Genomic DNA, 21,979 nt, shown 5'->3' with positions numbered 1-21,979 from the left:
ATGGGGCTGATCGGAGAGGTGCTGCTGCTGCCGTTCGCACCTGTGCGGGGCAGCCTCTGGGCGGTGAGACAGGTGCTCTCGGAGGCCGAGCGTCAGTACTACGACCCGGCCGCCGTACGAGCCGAACTGGCCCGCCTGGAAGAGCGACTGGAGGCGGGCGAGATCGACGACCAGGAGTTCGACCGGCTGGAGGACCAACTGCTGGACCGGCTGGAGATCGCCATGGAGCGCGGTGGTCCCGGTCCAGCGGGCGGTACGGCGTCATGAACCGACTGGAACTCGGCCTTGCCCTGGGTGTCGCCTATGCCCTCGGGCGCAGGAGCGGCAGGTCGAGGCAGCCCTTGGCGGCCCGCATCCCGGCGACCACCCCCGACCCGGCCGTTCAGCGGCTGAAGGCGGAGGCGTGGGCGTATGCGGTGGTGCGGGCCCGGCCCCTGCTCGCCGCCGTGGGCCGCAGACTCGGCGGACTCAGCCTGAGACTCCGGGACGTCGCCGACGGCAACAGCCCCGGCTTCGCCCGCCTCGCCCTGGCCGTCGGCCGCCACGTCACCCGAAGCGGCGCCCGCGCGTATCCCTTGGATGAGGACATGGCGGACGTAGAGGAGGCAGAGGGCGTAGAGGACTTCGGGACCGTGGAGGACGCGGAGGCGTATCTGCTGGAGCGTCTGGAGGACGCCGTGGACGCGGAGTTCGCGGACGACGATCCGGAGGCACTGGTGGACGCGGAGTTCGCGGGCGACCCGGCGGACCTGGAAGACGCAGGGGACGCAGAGGACGCAGAGGACGCAGAGGACGCACAGGACGCAGAGGACGCAGAGGACTCAGAAGACGTAGAGGACCCGCGGGAAGGGGGCCGCTCATGACCACTCCCGGACGACTGCCCGATCCCTACGCGTCCCGCGACGGCGGCGCCAACCTGGCCGACATCCTCGAACGCGTCCTCGACAAGGGCGTAGTGATCGCGGGTGACATCCGGATCAACCTGCTGGACATCGAGCTGCTCACCATCAAGCTCCGCTTGGTCGTCGCCTCCGTCGACCGAGCCAAGGAGATGGGCATCGACTGGTGGGAGAACGACCCGGCGCTGTCCTCCGGCGCACGGCACAGTGAACTCATGCGGGAGAATGCCGAGTTGCGCTCACAGCTGGCCGCACTGGAGGAGGCGCGTACCGAGGAGGAGGCGTCATGACCGGACTGCGGTATGTCTACGCCGTCTGCCGCCCCTTCGAGGCGTCGGCCGACGTCCCGACGGGCGTCGCGGGGGTGCCGCCCCGGCAGCTGCCCCACGGGAGCCTGATCGCCATCGTCGGCACGGTCCCGGAGGAGGACTTCGCCGAGGGACCGCTCAGGGCCCATCTGGAGGACCTGGACTGGCTCACCGGCACCGCCCGCGCACACCAGGGCGTCATCGACGCGCTCACCTCCGTCACGACCCCCCTGCCGCTGCGGCTCGCCACCGTGTTCCGGGACGACAGCGGCGTACGCGCGATGCTGGAGGAACGCGAGGACGACTTCCACCGTGCGTTGGACCGGCTCGACGGACGGGTGGAATGGGGCGTCAAGGTGTACGCGGAGGCGGAGCGGAAGGAACGGACGGAAGGCCCGCAGGGGACCTCGGAGCCCCGGAAGGCGGCCTCGGGCCGTGATTACCTGCGTCAGCGGCGTCTGCAGCACCATGCTCAGGACGAAATGCGGGAAAACACCGAGAGGTTCGCACGCCGACTGCACGACACCCTTTCCGGGTGCGCCGAGGACTCCCTGCTCCACTCCCCGCAGAATGCCGCGCTTTCCGGAGTGTCCGGCTGTAACGTGCTCAACGCCGCCTATCTGGTGCCGCGTTCGGCCTCGGAGGCGTTCGTGGAAAGAGTGCAGCGCGAAGAGAGCGGAATTCCTGGTGTCCGCGTGGAACTGACGGGGCCTTGGGCCGCGTACTCCTTCAGCGGCGTCGACGGACGGAGCCGGTCATGACCGCTCTCGAACACCGACAGGTCGCCCTGGTCGACCTCCTGGACCGGCTGCTGGCCGGCGGGGTGGTCATCACGGGCGACCTCACTCTGCGTATCGCGGACGTCGACCTCGTCCGCATCGACCTGAACGCGCTGATCAGCTCGGTCGGCGAACAGGTGTCCGTGCCGTGGGTGGAGGAACCGTGACCCAGCGACAGAGCCGACTCGACCTCGACCCCGACACGGTGGAGCGGGACCTGGTGAAACTCGTGCTGACCGTCGTCGAACTGCTCCGCCAGCTCATGGAGCGGCAGGCGGTGCGCCGGTTCGACACCGGGGAGCTGAGCGAGGAGCAGGAGGAGTGCATCGGGCTCACCCTGATGCTGCTGGAGGACCGGATGGCCGAACTCCGGGAGCGGTACGGGCTGCGGCCCGAGGACCTCAATCTGGACCTCGGGCCGCTGGGGACACTGCTTCCCCGGGAGTGATCGCCGGGATGTCACCCGGCGATCCGGTAACGGGCGGATCTTCTGTTCCGGCCGGTCACCATCGGTACCATCGACTCCTGCCTCCGGCCGCGGTGGTACCGCGCACCAGGAATCCCAGAAGCCAGATCACGAGCACCGCAAGCGCGATCCACCACAGGACTTTGACTGCGAATCCGACGCCGAAGAGAATCAGTGCCAGCAGAAGAACCAGTAGAACGGGAACCATAGTGTGACCTCCTGCTCACCGGGTTTCCCGAAATCCGGGAATCAGACCTCCTTTCGGCACAGAATTTCCCCGTGCAGTACGGCGAACCAGCCGTCCTCGTGCCGACCCCATTCCCGCCAGGCCTCGGAGACGCCCGTCAGCTGCTCGCCGGTCGCGTGACCACCCTCGGTGGCGCGGTCGGCGTAGGCGGAGGCGAGGGTGCGGTCCGCCCACAGCCCGCTCCACCAGGCCCGCTCCTGCGGTGTGGCGAAGGTCCAGGTGCTGGAGGTCGCCCTGATGTCCCTGAGGCCGGCTTGCAACGCCCATGAGCGCAGCCGCCGCCCGGCGTCGGGCTCGCCCCCGTTGGCACGGGCGACCCGCCGGTACAGGTCCAGCCAGTCGTCCAGGCCCTCGGATGCCGGGTACCAGGTCATCGCCGCGTAGTCGGCGTCGCGTACGGCGATGAAACCCCCCGGACGGGTGACCCGGTGCATCTCGCGCAGCGCCTGCACCGGGTCGCCCACGTGCTGGAGCACCTGGTGTGCGTGGACCACACAGAAGGTGTGGTCCGGGTAGTCCAGGGCGTGCACGTCCGCGACCGTGAAGTCGACGTTGGTGAGGCCGCGGGCGGCGGCCGTGGCGCGGGCCTGCTCCAGGATCCCCGGGGCGTGGTCGACACCGGTGACATGGCCGTCGGGGACCAGTTCCGCCAGGTCCGCGGTGATGGTGCCCGGGCCGCAGCCGATGTCCAGGATCCGCATGTGCGGCTTGAGCGAGTCGAGCAGGTACGCCGCGGAGTTGGCGGCGGTTCGCCAGATGTGCGAGCGCAGCACGGACTCGTGGTGGCCGTGCGTGTAGACGGCCGTCTCCTTCGGCATGCCTGTCCTCTTCTCCTCGTACTCCCCTGGTGTCGGCGGCCCACCGCGCCGCGGGTGTCGCCACGGGACGGTGGGCCGCCGGCACGCATCACCGTAGGCGCTCATGCCGAATAATGAGACCTGCGTCTTGGAATGTGGACAATCATGTGGACGGACATGTGGACGGACATGTGGACAGACGGGGAACGGTGGGCCGACCGGTCAGCGGAGGGGGAGCGGACGGTAGACGGTCAGCGCCTCGGGCAGCTTCTCGAGCGTCACCGCCCCCGCCGCCTCGGCGACTTCACCGTCGTAGGCGAGGAGGGTGCCCGGGGCGACGCCGTCCAGGCGCAGACGCCGCACCCGGACCGCCGAGTGCGCGGGGGAGCGGGACAGCGGGCCGGCGAACGCGGCCGTCAGCAGCCGGGTGGCGGGACGGCGGCCGCCGTGCACCACCCGCACGTCCAGCTTCCCGTCGGCCAGGTCGTGACGGCGGCCGGGGGCGAGGCCCCTGCGGTGGTAGGTGCCGTTGCCCGCGAACAGCAGCCACAACGGATGGGTCCGGCCGCCCACTTCGACGCGCAGGGGATGGTGGTCGCCGCGCAGGACACGCAGGGCCGCGAGGACGCCGGCCGGCCAGCCGCCGATCCGCGGTGACCAGCGCTCCCGCTGACGCACCAGGTCCGGGTAGACCCCCAGACTGAAGGTGTTGAGGAAACAGCCCTGGGTTCCGCCGGAGGAGAACCGCCCCACGTCGACGCGGACCGCGTCACCCTGCCGGAGCGCCCGCACCACGTCATGGACCTCCTCGATGCCGAGGTCGAGCGCGAAGTGGTTGAGTGTGCCGCCGGGCAGGACCGCGAGCGGAAGGCCGTGGCGCAGGGCGACCTCGGCGGCCGCGTTCACCGTGCCGTCGCCGCCGCACACCCCGAGGACACGGGCGCGGGCGGCCGCCTTCTCCAACCCGTCGCGCACATCGGCCGGCTCGCACTCCACCGTCTCCGCGGCCGGAAGGGCGTCCTGCAGGGCATGGACGCGGTCCGGGGTTCCCGAACCCTTGTTCACTACGACCACGAGCCCCGCCCCGTCCGGCAGCGCGGGAGCGCCCACGCTCGGGCGGCCGGGCGGCGGCACCGGATCGCGGGTCGGCACGAGGCCCCGTACGGCGTAGGCGGCACCCATGCCCAGGGCCGCACCCGTGAGGACGTCGCTCGGGAAGTGGACGCCGGTGTAGACACGGGAGAGGGCGACGGCGGTGGCGAGCGGCGCGACCGCGGCGCCCCAGCCGCGCGACTCCAGGGCGACACCCGCGGCGAAGGCGGCGGCCGAGGCCGCGTGGCCCGACGGGAACGACGTGGTGATCGGCTGGCGCTTCAGTCGGCGGACAGCCGGTACCGGGTCCAGGACGGGCCGGGGGCGACGGACCGAGCGCTTGCCGACGGTGTTGATGGTGGCCGAGGCCAACGCGAGGGAGGCGACTCCGCGAGCGGCGGCCCGGCGAGCGCGGGGGCTCCGGGTGCCGGCGAGGGCCGCGGCCGTGGCCAACCACAGGACACCGTGGTTGGCGGCGCGGCTCAGCCGGGGGAGCAGGGGGTCGGCCCCGGGCCAGTGCCGGGCGGCGACGGTCTGGAACAGCCGGCAGTCCAGGGCGAGGAACCGGTCACGGAACGGATGCGGGCCCGGCAGGCGGGTGGTGAGGTCGACATCTGGGGTCATGGGGCGCGGATACCCCCGAAGGGCCGAACCGTGCGCGGCGGAGACAAGGGCCGAGGGGGAGACAGGGGGCAGGGCGGAGTCCCGGGGCGATATCGGGTTGCCCGGTCCCGTCACGGCCGCCCACAATGCGCGGCATGGGTCATCTGGAAGCAGCGCATCTCGAGTACTACCTTCCGGACGGGAGGGCACTGCTCGGCGATGTGTCCTTCCGGGTCGGCGAAGGCGCCGTCGTCGCGCTCGTCGGGCCCAACGGGGCCGGGAAGACCACCTTGCTGCGGCTGCTCTCCGGTGAGTTGAAGCCGCACGGCGGGACCGTCACCACCAGCGGCGGGCTCGGTGTGATGCGCCAGTTCGTGGGGTCCGTACGGGACGAGACGACCGTACGGGACCTGCTGGTCTCGGTCGCTCCGCCCCGTGTCCGCGAGGCCGCCCGCGCCGTGGACGCCGCCGAGCACGCCGTGATGACCGTCGACGACGAGGCCGCCCAGCTCCGGTACGCGCAGGCCCTCGCCGACTGGGCCGAGGTGCGCGGCTACGAGGCGGAGACGCTGTGGGACATGTGCACCATGGCGGCGCTCGGCATTCCGTACGAGAAGGCACAGTGGCGCCAGGTCCGCACCCTCTCCGGCGGCGAACAGAAGCGGCTCGTGCTGGAGGCGCTGCTGCGCGGCACCGACGAGGTCCTGCTCCTCGACGAGCCCGACAACTACCTCGACGTCCCCGGGAAGCGATGGCTGGAGGAGAGGCTCGCCGAGACTCGTAAGACCGTGCTGTTCGTCTCCCACGACCGGGAACTGCTGGCCCGCGCCGCACAGCGGATCGTCTCGCTGGAACCGGGGCCCGCCGGCGCCGACGCCTGGCTGCACGGCGGCGGATTCGCCACGTACGACGAGGCCCGGCGGGAACGCTTCGCCCGCTTCGAGGAGTTGCGCAGACGCTGGGACGAGAAGCACGCCCAGCTGAAGAAGCTGGTCCTGAACCTGCGTCAGGCCGCGACCGTCAGCCATGAGCTGGCGTCCCGCTACCAGGCCGCCCAGACCCGGCTGCGCAAGTTCGAGGAGGCCGGGCCGCCGCCCGAGCCGCCGCGCGAGCAGGACATCAGGATGCGGCTGAAGGGCGGCCGGACCGGCGTCCGGGCCGTCACCTGCGCGGACCTCGAACTGACGGGCCTCATGAAACCCTTCGACCTGGAGGTCTTCTACGGCGAACGCGTCGCGGTCCTCGGCTCCAACGGCTCCGGGAAGTCGCACTTCCTGCGGCTCCTCGCGGGCGGCGACGTGGCCCATGAGGGACAGTGGCGGCTCGGGGCGCGCGTCGTGCCCGGGCACTTCGCCCAGACGCACGCGCACCCCGAGCTGGAGGGCCGTACTCTCCTCGACATCCTGTGGCGGGAACACTCCCAGGACCGGGGAGCGGCCATGTCCCGGCTGCGCCGCTACGAGCTGACCGCGCAGGCCGAGCAGACCTTCGACCGGCTCTCCGGCGGACAGCAGGCCCGGTTCCAGATCCTGCTGCTGGAACTCCAGGGGGTGACCGCCCTGCTGCTCGACGAGCCGACGGACAACCTGGACCTGGAGTCCGCCGAGGCGCTCCAGAAGGGCCTGGAGGGGTTCGAGGGCACGGTCCTCGCGGTGACTCACGACCGTTGGTTCGCGCGCGCGTTCGACCGCTATCTGGTCTTCGGCAGCGACGGCCGGCTCCGCGAGACCCCGGAGCCGGTGTGGGACGAACGACGGGTGGAGCGGGCCCGCTAGGGCCTACGCGTGGGTGAGTACGCGTGTGGGGGAGTTCGTGCGGGGTAGGGGCCTAGGCCCAGCGCAGCAACGCCCCCACGCCGCCCGTCGGCACCTCGTCCGCGGTCGCCGCCGTCACGGACACGGCCTCGGCCCGCGTCTCCACCACGGAGCGCACCAGGGCGTCGTCCGCGCGGGCCGGCCAGGCGTGCCGCTCGCCCAGCGCCCGTAGGTCCTTGCGGCGCATCGCGAGCTGGTCCGGGTCCTCGCCGACCCACACCTCACGACGGGTGTCCGGGCCGCCCGGCCGGATCAGGAGTTCGTCGATCCGGTGCTCGCGTGCCGCCTCGACGACCGCGGGCACCCCCTCGACCGCCCGCTCCTGCCCCTCCTCGTCCGGTGCCAGGGCCGCCAGAAACCGCTCCAGCTCCTCGTCCGCCCGCCGACGGACATGCTCGCTGCGGATCCGCTCCACGTCCTCGTCCAGCAGCCGGCTGCCCACGCCGTGCGGGGCCTCGGCCACCCGGTCCCTGAGCCGGCGCGGCAGCCGCTCCCGTACGGCATGGCGCTCGCGCTGCTCGCCGACGAGGATCACCAGGTCGGCACGGGTCTCCTCCTCGCAGACGGCGAGCGCGTCCGCGATCTCGGCCGCGTTGTGCTCCCAGGTGTTCTCCACCCGCAGCTGGAAGTGGCGCACCGACCAGTCCGCGGCGCTTCTGCGGTGCAGGGGCCACTGCTGACCGGTCACCTGTCCGGCCTCCCGGCTGCCCAGCGCCCCGCGCAGCTCGAATTCGGCGCCCTTGCGGTCGATGTACGCCACCACGCACACCGGATCCTCCCCGGCCAGCTCCAGCAGCGGCGCGGTGTGCGGCAGCGGCGTCCAGTGGGCCGAGGAGCCGGGCGGGGCCCTGACCAGAGGCGGATCCAGCACCACTTCCCCCGCACGGGCGAACATGGCCCTTCCGTACGGTTCGGGCGAGTGGCGCAGGTCCTCGACCGCCTCGCGCACGGCCCGGCACGTGGGCTCGTCCGCGCCCTGTCCGGCCAGCCACCGGGCGAGGGCCTGAGCGGTCAGGGAGAGCTCATGGGCGGTGGACTCGGTGTGCCGGGAGGTGTCGACGTATGCGGAGGCCCAGGGGCCGGGATGTTCGTACAGTGGATGGAGGAATGCGAGATCCATGGCTCCCTCCCGGATACCGCTCGGGGTAGTGCCTTTCCAGGCGGGTACCCGGACCGCACCGAGGAACACGACGAGCGGGGTACCACGATGACCGGAGTCGACCCGGGCCGGCTGACCGACCAGCAGCTCATGAAGGAGCTGCAGACGATCCACCGCACCCGTCATGACACGCTGCTGCACGGCTCGAACGACGCGCTGCGGGCCCACAACGACCGCATGGCACAGCTGGAGGGCGAGTACCTGCGCCGCCATCCCCGTCGCCCGGTCGTGGCGAGCCGGACCCGCAACGGGGCACGGGAGCGGGGAGCGGCCGACCTCGGGCCGTGCACGGGAGCCGAACCGGCGCGGTGAGCCCGCGCCCCGCGCCGGCCCGCCCGCTCACCGCTCCTGACCGCCGAACTCCGTCAGGATCGCCTCGCCGAACGCCTTCAGGTCGTCCGGCTTGCGGCTGGTGATCAGCTTGTTCTGGCCCTGGTCCAGCCGTACCTGCTCGTCCACCCAGGTGCCCCCGGCGTTGGTGATGTCCGTCCGCAGGCTCGGCCACGACGTCAGCGTCCGGCCGCGTACGACATCCGCCTCGACCAGGATCCAGGGCGCGTGGCAGATCGCCGCGACCGGGCGGCCCTGCTGGAAGAAGGACCGGACGAACCCGACGGCCCGTTCGTCCATCCGCAGAAAGTCCGGATTGGCCACGCCGCCCGGCAGCACGAGCCCGTCGAAGGACTCGGCCCCCACCTGGTCGACGACCGCGTCCACCGGGAAGGTGTCCGCCTTGTCGAGGTGGTTGAACGCCTGGATGTGACCCGGCTTCGTGGACACCAGAACCGGCTGGTGACCGGCGTCGGACACCGCCTTCCAGGGATCGGTGAGTTCGACCTGCTCCACACCCTCGGGCGCGGTCAGGAACGCGATACGCACGATGTTCACTGTCCTTTCTCCGCCTCCGCGTGCTCCGCGGCCTCGTGCACCGCGGCCCCGGCCAACTGCACGCACGGCGGAAGCGGCTTGACCTCATGGCGCCCGTCCGGCGCCGGTCGTCCGTCCGGCCGGGGACCCATGCCTTCACCGCGCCGCCTCACTCCTCGACGACGGCTTCGGCGAGCTGCTGGGCGTTGGCATAGCGTGCCGAGCGCGGAAGCCGCGCCACGGTGTCGACGAGCGTGTCCGGGGCGTGCCGGCGGCGCAGGGTCTCGATCAGGTCGTCCCGGCGCGCCGGGAAGGCCGTACGGCCCAGGATGCGGGCGAACTCGTAGCGCATGTCGGCCACCGAGCCCCCGGCGCCCGGAACCACCGGACCGGCCCAGATCGCCGGATCGTCGTCGGCGCTCGGCTCGGGGTCGTGCCACTCCTCGGTCCGCGTCGGGTGACCGGACCGCAGCAGTCCTTGCAGTTCGTGCTTCATCTCGTCGTCGCGGTGGACGTTCAGCCGGTCGCTGCCTCGCTGCATGACTCCCTCCAGATGTTCGGGGGTGGCAGTCGCGTACCCGGTGGGTCGCGATCGACACGGAATCCCGGCAGGCGGTCGGCAGCCGGTCGCCCGAGGGCCGTCCGGGTGACCCGGGGCGCCCGGGTGTTTGCCGCGGAGGCGGCAGGGCAGGCGCTGTCTCAGTGCTTCGGACAGGAGGCACGTCCGTGGGAGCGGTGGATACCCGCCACGGGTGTGCCCGTCCGGCACGGGTGCCCTCCCACGCTGACCGTCCACCCAAGGCACCAGCTAGGGAGTTGCGATCCACCATGCCCAACCGAGTGAGCGTGAAGCACCACCCGCACGACGACGCCCCCGACACCACGGAGGCCTTCCGCAGGCTCGCCACGCTCCCCGCAGGCCCTGAGCGCGACACGCTCCGCGACGAGATCGTCGAGGCCTGGCTGCCCATGGCCGATCGGCTCGCGGTACGGTTCCGCAACCGCGGCGAGAGCCTGGACGACCTGCGCCAGGTCGCCGCGCTCGGTCTCGTCAAGGCCGTCGACCGGTACGACCCGGAACGCGGTCACGCCTTCGAGAGCTATGCCGTCCCCACCGTCACCGGAGAGATCAAGCGGCACTTCCGTGACCACATGTGGACCCTGCATGTGCCGCGCCGCGTCCAAGACCTGCGCAATCGGGTCCGGTTCGCCTGCCAGGACCTGTCGGGCACCATCTCGGGCCGCAGGCCCACCATCCCCGAGATCGCCGAGCACGCGGGGATGAGTGAGGAGGACGTCCGGGAGGGCCTGGAGGCCCTGGAGAGCTTCACCGCGCTGTCGCTGGACGCCGAGGTGCCGGGCAGCGAGGACGGGTACTCGCTCGGCGCCTCCCTGGGCGCGCCCGACGCGGCGCTCGACACCGTCGTCGACCGCGAGGCCGTCAAGCCCCGGCTCCAGGCACTGCCCGAACGGGAACGCGCCATCCTCTACATGCGGTTCTTCGACGACATGACGCAGAGCAGCATCGCCGAGCGGCTCGGCATCTCCCAGATGCACGTCTCCCGTCTGATCAGCCGCTGCTGCGACCGGCTCAGGGACCAGGTCATGAAGGACGCCGCATAGAGACACGGCGACACGGCGGCATAGCGACACAAGCGGCACAGGCGCATGGAGGCCTGGCGGCGGCACAGCGGACGCGGCGGAGCGGCACCGGCGAGGGGCGGACCCCGCCGGTGCCACTCCGCCTGCAAGCGCGCGGGTGTCACCCGCGCGGATGCCCCGGTCGCGCGAATGGGGCACGGCCGCGCGCGGGCCGGGGCCGGGCGGGCTGTCATGGGCTTGCGAGGGCACGGCGACCGTGCCCGCAAGACCCCCCGCCGAAGGAGTTCGTATGCGTCGTAGTGCCCGCGTCCTGTCCGCCACCGCTCTGGCCGGTGCCGCCCTCGGCGCGGTCGGTCCGCCCGCCGTCGCCCTGGGCGCGATAACCCCGGCCGCCTCCGCCTACCCCTCCGGCGACCTCACCTCACGCTCCATAGGTCCCGGCCGCGCGCTCAGGGCCCGGGTGTCCTGCGAGCCGGCCGACCGACTTGACGACTACGGCGATTACGGCGGCGAAGAAGCCCCGGACAGCCCCGACGACCCCGACAGTCCCGACAGTCCCGACGGCCCCGACAGTCCCGACGGCCCCGACAGCTACGACGCGTCCGACCGCGCCGGCGCGACGGCCGGCCAGGACGGCGTCGGCACCGACATACGCCACGGCGGTATGGCACGGATCGCGGCCGTAGGGGCCGCCTACGCCGACGACAGCGCCCCCGAGGGCCGTGACGGGCAGCGGGGCGAGAACGGACGGTGCCCGCGGTCCCCCGGCGGAGAGAGGCCGTGGAACACCGCGTCGCGGGAGACCGGTGACGGCACCCGCCCGGCGAACGGCCGGGAACAGCCGCTGGGCCGGCAGCAGCCGGGGACCCAGCTGGGGCAGCAGGGCCAGACCCGACCGAGCCCGCAAGGGGAGTACCCGGACGGTCTGTCGGAGCAGGGCCTGCGGCCCGGGAGGCAGTACGGGGCGGGGCGGCGGCCGGGGAACGGCGCGGCACAGCAGTACGGACAGCGGGGGGAGGGCGAGACGCAGCAGCAGTACGGGCGGCAGCCGGGCGGGGAGCTGGACGACGGGCCGGGTTGGCAGGCGGACGAGGGCCGGTACGACGGGTCGGGTCAGCTGCAAGGGTCGGGGCTGGGCAGACGGCCGGGGGGCGGCGAGGTGCAGCAGCAGTTCGGGCGGCGGCCGGGAGCGGACGAGGGCCAGGTGCCGCAGTTCGGGCGGCGGCCGGGCGGGGGCGAGGTGCAGCAGCAGTACGGGCGGCAGCCGGGCGGGGAGCTGGACGACGGGCCGGGTTGGCAGGCGGACGAGGGCCGGTACGACGGGCCGGGTCAGCTGCAAGGGTCGGGGCCGGCCAGGCGGCCGGGGGAGGGCCAGATGCAGCAGTTCGGGCAGCAGCCGGGTGGGGGCGAGGCGCAGCGGTACGGGCAGCAGTCGGGCGAGGGCGAGGCGCAGCAGTTCGGGCAGCAGTCGGGCGAGGGCGAGGCGCAGCAGTTCGGGCAGCAGTCGGGCGAGGGCGAGGCGCAGCAGTTCGGGCAGCAGTCGGGTGGGGAACTGGACGACGAGCCGGACGGGGTGGGGCAGCAGCAAGGACAGAAACAGGCCCTGGACGAGGGACAGGGGCGCCGACAGGGCCAGGACCAGGCCTACAGCGACGGTCGGGGGCGTCAGCAGGGCCAGGAGCAGGCCCACGGCAACGGTCAGGGGCGCCGGCAGCAGTCAGGCCAGGGCGGCCGGCAGGGCGAGGCCCGGAAGAACGGGTCGGGGCAGCAGCAAGGACAGCGAGGGCAGCGAGGGCAGACGAAGAACAACGGGCGATCGGCCGTCGGTTCGCAGCACGGGGTGAACGCGGGCTTGGGCGGTTCCTACGCCGCCTCCGTCCCCGCGCTCGTCATCGGAGGCCTCCTGATCGCGGGCGCGCTCGCCGCCGCCCTGCACCGGGTCTGGCCGCGCCGCGGCCGCGCACGGCTGAACCCGTGATCCGGTGAACCCCCTCCGGACACCCATGATCGGCCGGAAGCCTGGGTACTCAGATCCCCGGGGCACCACCGGCACCGTAGGGGAACAACCGGCACGTTAGCGAACAGGTGTACGAGGATGGCCGGCCGGGCGACGGATGCCCGCGGCGAGCCGGGGACGGGGACCGGCATCACGGACTGCGCGGAGGCACGCATGCGGCGGACGGATCCGGAAGGGCACGGCCCCGTCCGCTACGGCCCGCCCCTGCCCGGCGACGGGCTGCCCCTGCTGCCCGGGCTGTCCACCGCGCTCGTCCGGGCCGCGGGCCATGACGGCGCCCGGCCCACCGGCGGAGTGACCGGGCTGCCCGAGGCCGCCTGCGGCTACTTCGCGCGACGCGGACTGCCCGCCCGGCCCGACGAAGTGGCCGCCGCACCCGGCGCCGCCTCCCTGCTCCTCGCCGTCACCGCCGCGCTCGGCGGTGACGTACTCGTCCCACGGCCCTGTGCCGCCTGGTGGGTGCCCCAGGTCAGAGCGCTCGGCCGGGCCGTGTTCCCGGTGGCGACACCCGCCGAGTGCGGCGGCGTCCCCGACCCGTACGCCCTGTTGGAGACCGTGCGCAGGATCCGCGCGGAAGGCGGCGACCCGCAGCTGCTGGTGCTGGCCGTCGCCGACGACCCCACCGCCACCGTGGCACCGCCCGAGCTGGTGCACGAGACCATGGAGGCCGCTGCCGGGGAGGGGCTCCACCTGGTGAGCGACGAGACCTGGCGCGACACCGTGCACCGGCCGCACGACACCGTTCTGCTCAGCCCGGCCGAGATGCTGCCCGAAAGGGTCATCGTGGTCACCGACCTCGCCGGCCCCTTTCTGCCGACGGGCTGGCCCGCGGCCGTCGCCCGCTTCCCGGCCACCGCCGACGGCGCCGGGCTGCGCGCCCGTGTCCTCGACGTGCTCACCGCGCTCGGCGCCCATGTCGCCGACCCGGTCGCCGCCGCGGCCGCGTACGCACTGGAGGAGCCCCCCGAGATCACCCGACGCCTTGCCGCCGCTGTCGCGCTGCACACGCGCGTGGCCGACGCCGTGCACCGGCGCGTGGTCTCCGCGGGCGCCCTCGCCAGACCCCCGCAGGCCGGACGCCACCTCTACGCCGACCTCGACCCGCTGCGCCCCGCGCTCGACGCGCACGACGTCACAGACGCCCAGGAACTGGAGGACTTCCTCAGCGCCCGGCTCGGTATGCCCGTGCCGGGCGGCCATCGCTTCGGGGACGATCTGGCGGCGCTCCGCGTCCGTCTGCCCACCGGCCCGCTCCTCGGCACCACCGCCGAGGAACGCGACCAGTCCCTCCAGTCCCGAACGCCGTTGGAACTGCCGCATCTGCACCGCGCGTTGAACCTCCTTGGATCGGTCTTCGACGATCTCCGCGACGACGCTCAGCGATGGGAGCCTCCTCGATGACGCAGCAGTCCGAGCCGCCCACGACCTCCAGCCCGGCGTACCAGAACGTGGGCGAGCCGGTGCCCGCATCCCTGCTGAGCCCGGTCCCCGGAGGGCCGGCCTCGCTCCCGCCGCTCGCCGAGCCCCGCCCGCTGGGCGAGCGCCGTATCTGGCCCCGTTCCTTCGTCGACCGGCTCACCGCACCCTTGCCCGGCCTCAAGGCCCTGGCCCGCTTCGCCCGCGAGGGCGCCGTACGGCCCGGGCCCGAGGGTCTCAGGGACGTCCCGCTGCTGCCGTACGAGCCGCAGCCGCTGCCCCGGACCGACACCCGCACGATCGCCGTCTCCTGGGCGGGGCACGCCAGTTGGGTGGTGCGCATCGGCGGGCTGACCGTCCTCACCGACCCGGTCTGGTCCCGGCGCATCCTCGGCACGCCCGCCCGGATCACCCCCGTCGGCATCGACTGGCACGCCCTGCCGCGCATCGACGCCGTGGTGATCAGCCACAACCACTACGACCATCTGGACGCCCCGACCCTGCGCCGACTCCCGTCCACGACACCGGTGTTCGTACCGGCCGGGCTCGCCCCGTGGTTCCGTCGGCGCAGATTCACCCGTGTCACCGAGCTGGACTGGTGGGAGGGCGCCCAACTCGACGGTGTCCGCTTCGACTTCGTCCCCGCCCACCACTGGTCCAAGCGCACGCTGACGGACACCTGCCGTTCCCTGTGGGGCGGCTGGATACTGACGGCGTCCGACGGACGACGTGTGTACTTCGCGGGGGACACAGGGTACGGACACTGGTTCGAGCGGATCGGCCTTCGCTATCCGGGGATCGACCTGGCGCTCATGCCGATCGGCGCCTACGACCCGCGATGGTGGCTCCGCGACGTCCACTGCAACCCGGAGGAGGCGGTGCGGGCGACGGCCGACCTCGGCGCGCGCCGGATGGCGCCCATGCACTGGGGCACGTTCGTGCTGTCGGCGGAGCCGGTCCTGGAGCCGCTGACGCGGGTCCGGGAGGCCTGGGAGAAGGCGGGGCTGTCCCGAGAGCACCTGTGGGACCTGCCGATCGGCGCGTCCCGGGTGCTGGAGTGATCCGGCTGTTCAGGAGGCCGCCGAGCGGCGCACCCGGCGCCAGATCCCGGGCACCGCGCTGACCACGAGGGTCAGCGCGACCGCCGCCACCACACCCTCCCAGGGCCTCGGGAACAAGGAGCCGCCCAGGATGCCGATCAGCTGGTACGTCACGGCCCAGGCGAGACAGGCCGGGGCGTCGCCGCGAGCGAAGTCCCTGAGCGGCATGCCGGCCAGCAGACAGGCGAGCATCACCGGGATACGGCCGGCCGGGACCAGCCGGGAGAGCGTGAGCACCGCGATGCCGTGGTCGTCCAGCTTCTGCTGCGCCTGGGCCAGCCGCTCCTCCGGGGCGCGGTCGCGGATCGTCCGAAGCCAGCGGGAGCCGTTCTTCGACCGCATACCGCGCCGCCCCAGCCAGTAGAGCGCGACGTCCCCGAGGAAGGCCGCGAGCGAGGACACCATGAAGACCAGCACCATCGAGAACGGCGCGGTCTGATGGAAGGCCACCACCGCGGCCGAGCTGACGAGGGCCCCCGTGGGGACGACCGGCACCAGGGCGCCGATCAGCACCAGCAGGAACAGCGTCGGATAACCCACCGCCTGCTGAGTGGACTCCGTGGGCACTGTGCCGCCCGTGACGGCGAAGAACATCACCGGGCGCCCCCTGGGGCGAGGGCGCGGCCGTCGGCCGGACACCCGCGGGTGCGCCCGGCGCCCGGGCGGCCGGCGGCAGCGGTCATCGGGCGGCCTCCAGCCGTATGCTCTCGCCGTGCGAGAGGAGGTGCACCGCGACCCCCGGCGCACGTTCCGCGGCGAGGCGCACGAACTCCTGGCCCGGCGCGTGGAATTCATGGGGGCGCACGGCGTCCATCCCGATCGGCCAGTACGTGCCGTAGTGCACCGGCACCGCACTGCGCGGCATCAGCCCGGCCAGCGCCTGCGCCGCGCGCCCCGCGTCCAGATGCCCTTCCCCGAGATACGGTCCCCACCCGCCGACCGGCAGCAGCGCCACATCGACCGGCCCGACCTCCTCAGCCATCGACGGGAACAGGCCCGTGTCCCCGGCGAAGTACGTCCGGGCCTCGCCCTCGACGACGAACCCGAGGGCGGGGGAGCGGTGCGGTCCCACCGGCAGTCGGCGTCCGTCGTGCCGCGCGGGGACGACCCGTACCACCAGGTCACCCACCTGCACCCGGTCGCCGGGCACGACCTCGGTGACCCGCAGCCCGCCCAGCCGCCGCAGCCCCGGCACCTGTCCGGGAGCTCCGCGCGGCACCACCAGACGGGTGCCCGGGGCCAGGCGGGCCAGCGACGGCACGTGCAGATGGTCGGCGTGCAGATGCGACACCAGCGCCAAGTCCGCGACCGCGGCCTCGGGCGGCGGCGGGGCACCGCGGCGCCGCCGCAGATGAGCCAGGTGCCGCGCGAACAGGGGATCGGTCAGGACCCGCACACCGGAGTCCTCGACCGTGCAGGCGGCGTGTCCCCACCACGTGATCTCCACCGGCACCCGATGCCTCCTTCGTGCGACTCCCCCCGAGCCTACGGGCAGGGGTAGGGTCGGCGGCGAAACCCTGAGGTGAGGGGGGACCCCATGGGAGATGCGCACGGCGCCTCCGGCACACGCGACGCCTCCGGCGGTCCGGCCACGGTCCGGGTCACGGCGATCGCCAGCCTGACGCCGCTGGAGGAGCTGGACGCGGACCCCTTCCTCGTCGACTCCCGCAGCCAGCACGCGATGTGCGCCCGCTGGGCGGCGGAGCGCGGCTATGTGGTGACGCGGGAACTGCTCGTCCGGGGGCTGCGCCCCGATCACAGCGCGCTGTGGTCGGACGTGGACGCGGGGCTGGTCGACCTGTTCGTCGCCCCGAGCCGCCGGGTGCTGGAGCGCGCCCTGTCCTCCGTGGAGGAGTTCACCGCCGAGTGCACGCGGCGCGGCGTGCGCATCGAGACGGTCGGCCACGCGGAACCCTCCTACGACGCCCAGATGAAGGCCCGCGTCCACCGCCGGCTCTCGATGCCGACCGCGGGCTACGACGGCCGCTGACCCGCCGCCCGCTCCCCGGGCCGACCCGGGTCCCGCCAGGTGTCCTGGGCCGTTGTGACAAGGTGGGGGCGGCCCCGCGGGGTGCGGACGACGGGCCGGAACGAGAGGTGTGGTGTGGGGCGCGGGCGTTGGCGGAGCCTGATCAGCGCAGGCGGGCGGAGCATCGCCGTGTGGGCCGCGTCCACCGCCACCATGCTCGTCCTCGCCGGGATCCTCCCGGACTTCCGGCTCCAGTCCGCGGGCGGCGACAGCGCCACCCGGATCGCCGTCACCGCCGCGGCCGGCGCCGGTGTCTTCGGTCTCCTCTCGTCTCTCGTGTGGCCCCTGCTCGTCCGGCTGCTGCTGCTCGTGCCCGCCCTCGTCCTCGGGCTGCTCGTCTTCTTCCTCAACGGCTCCCTGCTGCTGGTCGCCCTGCGCATCAACCCCTCCGGGCACGGCGAGGCCGCGCCCGAGACCGCGGTGGTGGTCGCCGCCGTGATGTCCGCCGTCGCCTCGGCCACCGGCGCCGCCCTGGCCGTCCGGGACGACGACGCGTACCGCAGAAGGCTCTACCGGCTCGCCGCCCGGCGGCGCGGACGCGCCCCCGGGCAGGCCGGACCGGTCACCCCCGGTGCCGTCTTCGTACAGCTCGACGGCGTCGGACACGAGGTGCTGCGGGCAGCCGTCGACAAGGGGCTGATGCCGACCGTCGCCTCCTGGCTCGCGCCGTCCGACGGCCGCGCCCCCACCCACCGCCTCACCGGCTGGCGCACCGACTGGTCCAGCCAGACCGGCGCCAGCCAGCTCGGCATCCTGCACGGCTCCAACCACGATGTGCCGGCCTTCCGGTGGTACGAGAAGGACAGCGGCGAGGTCATGGTCTGCAACCGGCCGACCAGCGCCGCGGAACTCCAGCGCCGCGCCATCGCACGGACCGGTGACGGCGGGCTCCTCACCGCCGACGGCGCGAGCCGCGGCAATCTGTTCAGCGGCGGTGCCGACCAGCTCGCCCTGGTGCTGTCCGTCGCCGCGCGGCGCGGCCGGGAGAACCGCTCCCGGGCCGGATACTTCGCCTACTTCAGCGATCCGGCGGGCGCCGTACGCACCGCCATGTCCTTCGTCGCCGACGTCGGCCGCGAGACAGGGCAGTCCATCCGGGCCCGGCTCGCCAAGCAGCGGCCACGGGTCGGCCGCGGCGGTCTCTATCCCTTCGTCCGCGCCTTCGCCACGGTCGTCGAACGGGACGTCGTCGTGGCCGCGGTGATCGGCGACATGCTCGCCGGGCGCAACGCGGTCTACGCGGACCTGGTGGCGTACGACGAAGTGGCCCACCACTCCGGCCCGCACAGCCGCGACGCCGAGCAGGTCCTGCGGAAACTGGACCGCTCGCTGGCGCTGCTGGCACAGGTCGCCGAGCACGCCCCGCGCCCGTACCGCATCGTGGTGCTGTCCGACCACGGCCAGAGCCCCGGTGAGACCTTCCGCACCCGCTACGGACTCAGCCTCGGCCATCTGGTGCGGGCCGGGTGCGCCCTGCCCGTGCCGCGCCGCGTCGAGCGGACCCACAGCGGAGCCGAGGCCCGCGCGGCGGTACGAGCCGCACTGCGTCGGCCGGTCGAGGAGGTCGACGGGGGCCACCCGGCGACGCGCCGCCGCTCCGAGCCGGTCGTGCTCGCCTCCGGCAATCTCGGACTCGTCTCCTTCCCGGACGTGCCGCACCGGATGAGCAAGGAGGAGATCGACCGCCGGCACCCCGCGTTGCTGTCGACGCTCGCGGAGCATCCCGGCGTCGGCTTCGTCCTCGTCCGCAGCGAGGAGCACGGCGGGTTGGTGCTGGGGGCGCACGGCGTGCAGGTCCCGGTCGACCGGCTCGCCGACGGGACCGGCCCGCTGGCTGACTTCGGTCCCGGCGCCGCCGACGCCGTACGCCGCACCCACTCCTTCCCGCATACCGCCGACATCATGATCAACTCCTGGTGCGACCCGGACAGCGGCGAAGTCCTCGCCTTCGAGGAGCAGATCGGCTCGCACGGCGGACTCGGCGGCGCCCAGGGTCGCCCCTTCCTGCTGTGGCCGGTGTCCCTGTCCGCACCGGCCGGGGACAGCACCGAACTCGTCGGCGCCGAGCGGCTCCACCAGGTCTTCCGCCGCTGGCTGCGCGAGTGCGACGGCCCCCAAGTGCCCCTGACCGGACGCGAGGACGAGACCGAGCGCGCCGCCTGAGCATCGCTCGTGGGACGGAACGGGAGTCATGCCGCGACCGTGACGTCCTGCGCGCCCCGCGAGCCGGAATGTGATCGGATAGGGCGGGCACCCGGCAGCGGGACCGCCCTGACGAGAATTCGCACGGCATGCGAAAGGACTCATCGTGGCAACCACGCGCACCGCACACACCGTCTGGGAAGGCAATCTGCTCGAGGGCGACGGCGTCGTCACCTTCGACTCCTCCGGCATCGGACAGCAGCCGGTCACGTGGGCCTCGCGCTCCCAGGAGGCGAATGGCAAGACCAGCCCCGAGGAGCTGATCGCCGCCGCCCACTCCAGCTGCTTCTCCATGGCGCTGTCGCACGCCCTGGCCGGCGCCGGCACCCCGCCCACCAAGCTCGACACGAAGGCCGATGTCACCTTCCAGCCGGGTGAGGGCATCACCGGCATCCACCTCACCGTCGAGGGCACTGTTCCCGGCATGGACAACGACGCGTTCGCCGCCGCGGCCGAGGACGCCAAGAAGAACTGCCCGGTCAGCCAGGCTCTGGCCGGTACGACGATCACCCTGGACGCCAAGCTCGCCTGACGCGCCCCCCTCCACAGGTGCCGCGCCCGCCGCAAGGGGGCGCGGCACCGCCGTTTTCCGGGTATCCGATGACAGGGCGGACGGCGGCCGGTCGCACCACTGGCCGGCGCCATGGACAAGGGGCCGCTGGAGCCTTGTGATGGAGTGCGACAGGCGCCCTGGCGGAAGGGGACAGCGATGGCACGTGCGGTCGGGATCGATCTCGGTACGACGAACTCGGTGGTGGCCGTCCTGGAGGGTGGTGAACCCACCGTCGTCGCCAACGCGGAGGGCGCGCGGACCACCCCGTCGGTCGTGGCCTTCGCCAAGAACGGCGACGTGCTCGTCGGCGAGGTCGCCAAACGGCAGGCGGTGACGAACGTCGAGCGGACGGCGCGCTCGGTCAAGCGGCACATGGGCGACCCGGACTGGCGCTTCCCGGAGCACGGGTCCGTCGACGGCACCCGCCTCCGGGCCCAGGAGCTGTCGGCCCGTGTGCTGCAGAAACTGAAGCGGGACGCGGAGGCGTATCTCGGCGAGGACGTCACCGACGCCGTGATCACCGTGCCCGCCTACTTCGACGACGCCCAGCGGCAGGCCACCAAGGAGGCGGGGGAGATCGCGGGGCTGAAGGTCCTCAGGATCGTCAATGAGCCGACGGCCGCGGCCCTCGCGTACGGCCTCGACCGCGCCGAGGAGCAGACCGTGCTCGTCTTCGACCTCGGCGGCGGCACCTTCGACGTCTCCCTGCTGGAGATCGGCGACGGTGTCATCGAGGTCAAGGCCACCAACGGCGACACCCGGCTCGGCGGCGACGATTGGGACCAGCGGATCGTGGACCATCTCGCCAAGCGGTTCCAGGGGCAGCACGGCATCGACCTGACCGCCGACAAGATGGCGCTGCAACGGCTGCGAGAGGCCGCCGAGAAGGCGAAGATCGAGCTGTCCAGCTCCACCGAGACCACCGTCAACCTGCCCTACATCACGGCCTCTTCCCAGGGCCCGCTGCATCTGGAGGAGCAGCTGACACGCGCCCGGTTCCAGGAACTCACCGCCGATCTGCTCGACCGCTGCCGGACGCCGTTCGACCAGGCGGTCAAGGACGCGGGTGTGAAGCTCTCCGCGATCGACCATGTCATCCTCGTCGGCGGCTCGACCCGTATGCCCGCCGTCACCGAACTGGTCAGGGACCTCACCGGCAAGGACCCGCACAAGGGCGTGAACCCGGACGAGGTCGTCGCGGTCGGGGCCGCACTCCAGGCCGGTGTCATCCGCGGCGACGTCAAGGACGTCCTGCTGCTCGACGTGACCCCGCTGTCCCTGGGCATCGAGACCAAGGGTGGCATCATGACCAGGCTGATCGAGCGCAACACCACCATTCCCACCCGGCGTTCGGAGATCTTCACCACCGCCGAGGACAACCAGCCCTCCGTCGGAATCCAGGTCTACCAGGGCGAGCGCGAGATCGCCGCGTACAACAAGAAGCTCGGTGTCTTCGACCTGACCGGGCTGCCGCCCGCGCCACGCGGGGTGCCGCAGATCGAGGTGGCCTTCGACATCGACGCCGACGGGATCATGCATGTCTCCGCCAAGGACCTGGCGACCGGCCGGGAACAGAAGATGACGGTCACGGGCGGCTCCGCGCTGCCCAAGGACCAGATCGACCGGATGATGCGGGACGCGGAGCAGTACGCCGAGGAGGACCGCAAGCGCCGCGAGGCCGCCGAGACACGCAACCAGGCCGAACAACTCGTCTACCGGACCGAGAAGTTCCTGCGGGAGAATCCCGAGCACGAGGCGCGTGTCCCCGCGGACACGAGGAGCGAGGTGACCGCCGCCCTCGCCGAGCTGAAGAGCCTGCTGGAGGGCGAGGCCGACACGGCGGCGCTGCGGGCCGGGATCGAGAAACTCGCCTCCGTCAGCCAGCGGATGGGGCAGGCGATGTACGCCCAGGCCCAGCAGACGTCCGCCCAGGGCACCGAGCAGCACACCTCACCCCAGGACGAGGAGGGCGTGGTGGACGCCGAGATCGTCGACGACGACAAGGACACGCGAGGCGGGGCTGCCTGAG

The 21,979-nt window shown here is 72.7% G+C and carries 24 protein-coding genes; 16 read left to right on the top strand and 8 right to left on the bottom strand.

Annotated features, from left to right (window positions below; genetic code table 11):
• The 6 genes from AB0L95_RS20235 to AB0L95_RS20210 are packed head-to-tail and all read left to right on the top strand — an operon-like array spanning position 1 to position 2,434.
• Positions 1–267, top strand: coding sequence for a gas vesicle protein GvpG (locus AB0L95_RS20235; RefSeq protein ID WP_365163110.1), 267 nt, complete (start codon positions 1–3; stop codon positions 265–267).
• Positions 264–863, top strand: coding sequence for a hypothetical protein (locus AB0L95_RS20230; protein WP_365163109.1), 600 nt, complete (start codon positions 264–266; stop codon positions 861–863). Before AB0L95_RS20235 ends, AB0L95_RS20230 begins: the two co-directional genes overlap by 4 nt.
• A complete protein-coding gene (locus AB0L95_RS20225) occupies positions 860–1,189 on the top strand; it encodes a gas vesicle protein (protein ID WP_365163107.1) in 330 nt (109 codons plus the stop codon). Before AB0L95_RS20230 ends, AB0L95_RS20225 begins: the two co-directional genes overlap by 4 nt.
• A complete protein-coding gene (locus tag AB0L95_RS20220; protein WP_365163105.1) occupies positions 1,186–1,968 on the top strand; it encodes a GvpL/GvpF family gas vesicle protein in 783 nt (260 codons plus the stop codon). Before AB0L95_RS20225 ends, AB0L95_RS20220 begins: the two co-directional genes overlap by 4 nt.
• Positions 1,965–2,153, top strand: coding sequence for a gas vesicle protein (locus AB0L95_RS20215; protein ID WP_365163103.1), 189 nt, complete (start codon positions 1,965–1,967; stop codon positions 2,151–2,153). The genes AB0L95_RS20220 and AB0L95_RS20215 overlap by 4 nt, the downstream gene beginning before the upstream one ends.
• Positions 2,150–2,434, top strand: coding sequence for a gas vesicle protein K (locus AB0L95_RS20210; RefSeq protein ID WP_365163102.1), 285 nt, complete (start codon positions 2,150–2,152; stop codon positions 2,432–2,434). The genes AB0L95_RS20215 and AB0L95_RS20210 overlap by 4 nt, the downstream gene beginning before the upstream one ends.
• Positions 2,435–2,489: 55 nt before the next feature.
• Here AB0L95_RS20210 and AB0L95_RS20205 read toward each other — a convergent pair whose 3' ends face one another.
• The 3 genes from AB0L95_RS20205 to AB0L95_RS20195 all read right to left on the bottom strand — a co-directional run bounded on the left by AB0L95_RS20205 (position 2,490) and on the right by AB0L95_RS20195 (position 5,212).
• Positions 2,490–2,660 (bottom strand): hydrophobic protein, encoded by a 171-nt coding sequence (locus AB0L95_RS20205; RefSeq protein ID WP_365163100.1) that lies wholly within the window; start codon positions 2,658–2,660, stop codon positions 2,490–2,492.
• A gap of 41 nt (positions 2,661–2,701) precedes the next feature.
• A complete protein-coding gene (locus tag AB0L95_RS20200) occupies positions 2,702–3,517 on the bottom strand; it encodes a class I SAM-dependent methyltransferase (protein ID WP_365163098.1) in 816 nt (271 codons plus the stop codon).
• A 201-nt stretch (positions 3,518–3,718) separates the two neighbouring features.
• Entirely contained in the window at positions 3,719–5,212 is a 1,494-nt protein-coding gene (locus AB0L95_RS20195) for a phosphatase PAP2 family protein (RefSeq protein ID WP_365163096.1), read from the bottom strand.
• 134 nt (positions 5,213–5,346) lie between these two features.
• On the opposite strand from AB0L95_RS20195, the gene AB0L95_RS20190 reads away from it, so the two are divergent.
• Positions 5,347–6,966: an ATP-binding cassette domain-containing protein gene (locus AB0L95_RS20190; protein ID WP_365163095.1), complete on the top strand. Its 1,620-nt coding sequence runs from the start codon at positions 5,347–5,349 to the stop codon at positions 6,964–6,966.
• 52 nt (positions 6,967–7,018) lie between these two features.
• On the opposite strand, the gene AB0L95_RS20185 is transcribed toward AB0L95_RS20190, so the two are convergent.
• Positions 7,019–8,125, bottom strand: a complete 1,107-nt coding sequence (locus AB0L95_RS20185) for a Vms1/Ankzf1 family peptidyl-tRNA hydrolase (protein ID WP_365163094.1) — start codon at positions 8,123–8,125, stop codon at positions 7,019–7,021.
• Between the two features lie 87 nt (positions 8,126–8,212).
• On the opposite strand from AB0L95_RS20185, the gene AB0L95_RS20180 reads away from it, so the two are divergent.
• Entirely contained in the window at positions 8,213–8,476 is a 264-nt protein-coding gene (locus tag AB0L95_RS20180) for a DUF6158 family protein (RefSeq protein WP_365163092.1), read from the top strand.
• Positions 8,477–8,503: 27 nt separating this feature from the next.
• On the opposite strand, the gene AB0L95_RS20175 is transcribed toward AB0L95_RS20180, so the two are convergent.
• Together AB0L95_RS20175 and AB0L95_RS20170 are read right to left on the bottom strand one after the other, a co-directional pair.
• Positions 8,504–9,043, bottom strand: a complete 540-nt coding sequence (locus tag AB0L95_RS20175) for a type 1 glutamine amidotransferase domain-containing protein (protein WP_365163090.1) — start codon at positions 9,041–9,043, stop codon at positions 8,504–8,506.
• Between the two features lie 157 nt (positions 9,044–9,200).
• Positions 9,201–9,572 (bottom strand): DUF2795 domain-containing protein, encoded by a 372-nt coding sequence (locus tag AB0L95_RS20170; protein ID WP_365163088.1) that lies wholly within the window; start codon positions 9,570–9,572, stop codon positions 9,201–9,203.
• A 287-nt stretch (positions 9,573–9,859) separates the two neighbouring features.
• Here AB0L95_RS20170 and AB0L95_RS20165 point away from each other — a divergent pair, with 287 nt between their 5' ends.
• From AB0L95_RS20165 to AB0L95_RS20150, 4 genes are all read left to right on the top strand, one after another.
• Entirely contained in the window at positions 9,860–10,654 is a 795-nt protein-coding gene (locus AB0L95_RS20165) for an RNA polymerase sigma factor SigF (RefSeq protein ID WP_365163086.1), read from the top strand.
• Between the two features lie 268 nt (positions 10,655–10,922).
• Complete coding sequence (locus AB0L95_RS20160; RefSeq protein ID WP_365163085.1) at positions 10,923–12,611, top strand: hypothetical protein; 1,689 nt, start codon at positions 10,923–10,925, stop codon at positions 12,609–12,611.
• A gap of 192 nt (positions 12,612–12,803) precedes the next feature.
• Entirely contained in the window at positions 12,804–14,051 is a 1,248-nt protein-coding gene (locus tag AB0L95_RS20155; protein ID WP_365163144.1) for an aminotransferase class I/II-fold pyridoxal phosphate-dependent enzyme, read from the top strand.
• A complete protein-coding gene (locus tag AB0L95_RS20150) occupies positions 14,048–15,127 on the top strand; it encodes an MBL fold metallo-hydrolase (protein WP_365163083.1) in 1,080 nt (359 codons plus the stop codon). Before AB0L95_RS20155 ends, AB0L95_RS20150 begins: the two co-directional genes overlap by 4 nt.
• Positions 15,128–15,136: 9 nt before the next feature.
• On the opposite strand, the gene AB0L95_RS20145 is transcribed toward AB0L95_RS20150, so the two are convergent.
• Together AB0L95_RS20145 and AB0L95_RS20140 are read right to left on the bottom strand one after the other, a co-directional pair.
• Positions 15,137–15,760 carry a VTT domain-containing protein gene (locus tag AB0L95_RS20145; protein WP_365163081.1) on the bottom strand — a complete coding sequence of 208 codons (624 nt, stop codon included), beginning with the start codon at positions 15,758–15,760 and terminating at the stop codon, positions 15,137–15,139.
• An 85-nt stretch (positions 15,761–15,845) separates the two neighbouring features.
• Positions 15,846–16,619 (bottom strand): MBL fold metallo-hydrolase, encoded by a 774-nt coding sequence (locus AB0L95_RS20140; RefSeq protein WP_365163080.1) that lies wholly within the window; start codon positions 16,617–16,619, stop codon positions 15,846–15,848.
• Between the two features lie 84 nt (positions 16,620–16,703).
• Here AB0L95_RS20140 and AB0L95_RS20135 point away from each other — a divergent pair, with 84 nt between their 5' ends.
• The 4 genes from AB0L95_RS20135 (at position 16,704) to dnaK (ending at position 21,978) form a co-directional block, all read left to right on the top strand.
• Positions 16,704–17,156 carry a hypothetical protein gene (locus AB0L95_RS20135; protein WP_365163079.1) on the top strand — a complete coding sequence of 151 codons (453 nt, stop codon included), beginning with the start codon at positions 16,704–16,706 and terminating at the stop codon, positions 17,154–17,156.
• 114 nt (positions 17,157–17,270) lie between these two features.
• Complete coding sequence (locus AB0L95_RS20130) at positions 17,271–19,358, top strand: alkaline phosphatase family protein (protein ID WP_365163077.1); 2,088 nt, start codon at positions 17,271–17,273, stop codon at positions 19,356–19,358.
• 145 nt (positions 19,359–19,503) lie between these two features.
• Positions 19,504–19,929, top strand: a complete 426-nt coding sequence (locus AB0L95_RS20125) for an OsmC family peroxiredoxin (RefSeq protein WP_365163075.1) — start codon at positions 19,504–19,506, stop codon at positions 19,927–19,929.
• Between the two features lie 177 nt (positions 19,930–20,106).
• Complete coding sequence (gene dnaK, locus AB0L95_RS20120) at positions 20,107–21,978, top strand: molecular chaperone DnaK (protein ID WP_365163073.1); 1,872 nt, start codon at positions 20,107–20,109, stop codon at positions 21,976–21,978.
• Position 21,979: the final 1 nt, after the last annotated feature.

This window comes from Streptomyces sp. NPDC052036 (assembly GCF_040680495.1).
In the GTDB taxonomy this organism is placed as follows: domain Bacteria; phylum Actinomycetota; class Actinomycetes; order Streptomycetales; family Streptomycetaceae; genus Streptomyces.
This window is presented reverse-complemented; position numbering and strand designations above follow the sequence as displayed.

Bases quoted from the DNA above. Each gene is read 5' to 3' on its own strand.
- AB0L95_RS20235 (WP_365163110.1), top strand. From the start codon at position 1: ATGGGGCTGATCGGAGAGGTGCTGCTGCTGCCGTTCGCACCTGTGCGG.
- AB0L95_RS20230 (WP_365163109.1), top strand. From the start codon at position 264: ATGAACCGACTGGAACTCGGCCTTGCCCTGGGTGTCGCCTATGCCCTC.
- AB0L95_RS20225 (WP_365163107.1), top strand. From the start codon at position 860: ATGACCACTCCCGGACGACTGCCCGATCCCTACGCGTCCCGCGACGGC.
- AB0L95_RS20220 (WP_365163105.1), top strand. From the start codon at position 1,186: ATGACCGGACTGCGGTATGTCTACGCCGTCTGCCGCCCCTTCGAGGCG.
- AB0L95_RS20215 (WP_365163103.1), top strand. From the start codon at position 1,965: ATGACCGCTCTCGAACACCGACAGGTCGCCCTGGTCGACCTCCTGGAC.
- AB0L95_RS20205 (WP_365163100.1), bottom strand. From the start codon at position 2,660: ATGGTTCCCGTTCTACTGGTTCTTCTGCTGGCACTGATTCTCTTCGGC.
- AB0L95_RS20200 (WP_365163098.1), bottom strand. From the start codon at position 3,517: ATGCCGAAGGAGACGGCCGTCTACACGCACGGCCACCACGAGTCCGTG.
- AB0L95_RS20195 (WP_365163096.1), bottom strand. From the start codon at position 5,212: ATGACCCCAGATGTCGACCTCACCACCCGCCTGCCGGGCCCGCATCCG.
- AB0L95_RS20190 (WP_365163095.1), top strand. From the start codon at position 5,347: ATGGGTCATCTGGAAGCAGCGCATCTCGAGTACTACCTTCCGGACGGG.
- AB0L95_RS20185 (WP_365163094.1), bottom strand. From the start codon at position 8,125: ATGGATCTCGCATTCCTCCATCCACTGTACGAACATCCCGGCCCCTGG.
- AB0L95_RS20180 (WP_365163092.1), top strand. From the start codon at position 8,213: ATGACCGGAGTCGACCCGGGCCGGCTGACCGACCAGCAGCTCATGAAG.
- AB0L95_RS20170 (WP_365163088.1), bottom strand. From the start codon at position 9,572: ATGCAGCGAGGCAGCGACCGGCTGAACGTCCACCGCGACGACGAGATG.
- AB0L95_RS20165 (WP_365163086.1), top strand. From the start codon at position 9,860: ATGCCCAACCGAGTGAGCGTGAAGCACCACCCGCACGACGACGCCCCC.
- AB0L95_RS20160 (WP_365163085.1), top strand. From the start codon at position 10,923: ATGCGTCGTAGTGCCCGCGTCCTGTCCGCCACCGCTCTGGCCGGTGCC.
- AB0L95_RS20155 (WP_365163144.1), top strand. From the start codon at position 12,804: ATGCGGCGGACGGATCCGGAAGGGCACGGCCCCGTCCGCTACGGCCCG.
- AB0L95_RS20150 (WP_365163083.1), top strand. From the start codon at position 14,048: ATGACGCAGCAGTCCGAGCCGCCCACGACCTCCAGCCCGGCGTACCAG.
- AB0L95_RS20145 (WP_365163081.1), bottom strand. From the start codon at position 15,760: ATGTTCTTCGCCGTCACGGGCGGCACAGTGCCCACGGAGTCCACTCAG.
- AB0L95_RS20135 (WP_365163079.1), top strand. From the start codon at position 16,704: ATGGGAGATGCGCACGGCGCCTCCGGCACACGCGACGCCTCCGGCGGT.
- dnaK (WP_365163073.1), top strand. From the start codon at position 20,107: ATGGCACGTGCGGTCGGGATCGATCTCGGTACGACGAACTCGGTGGTG.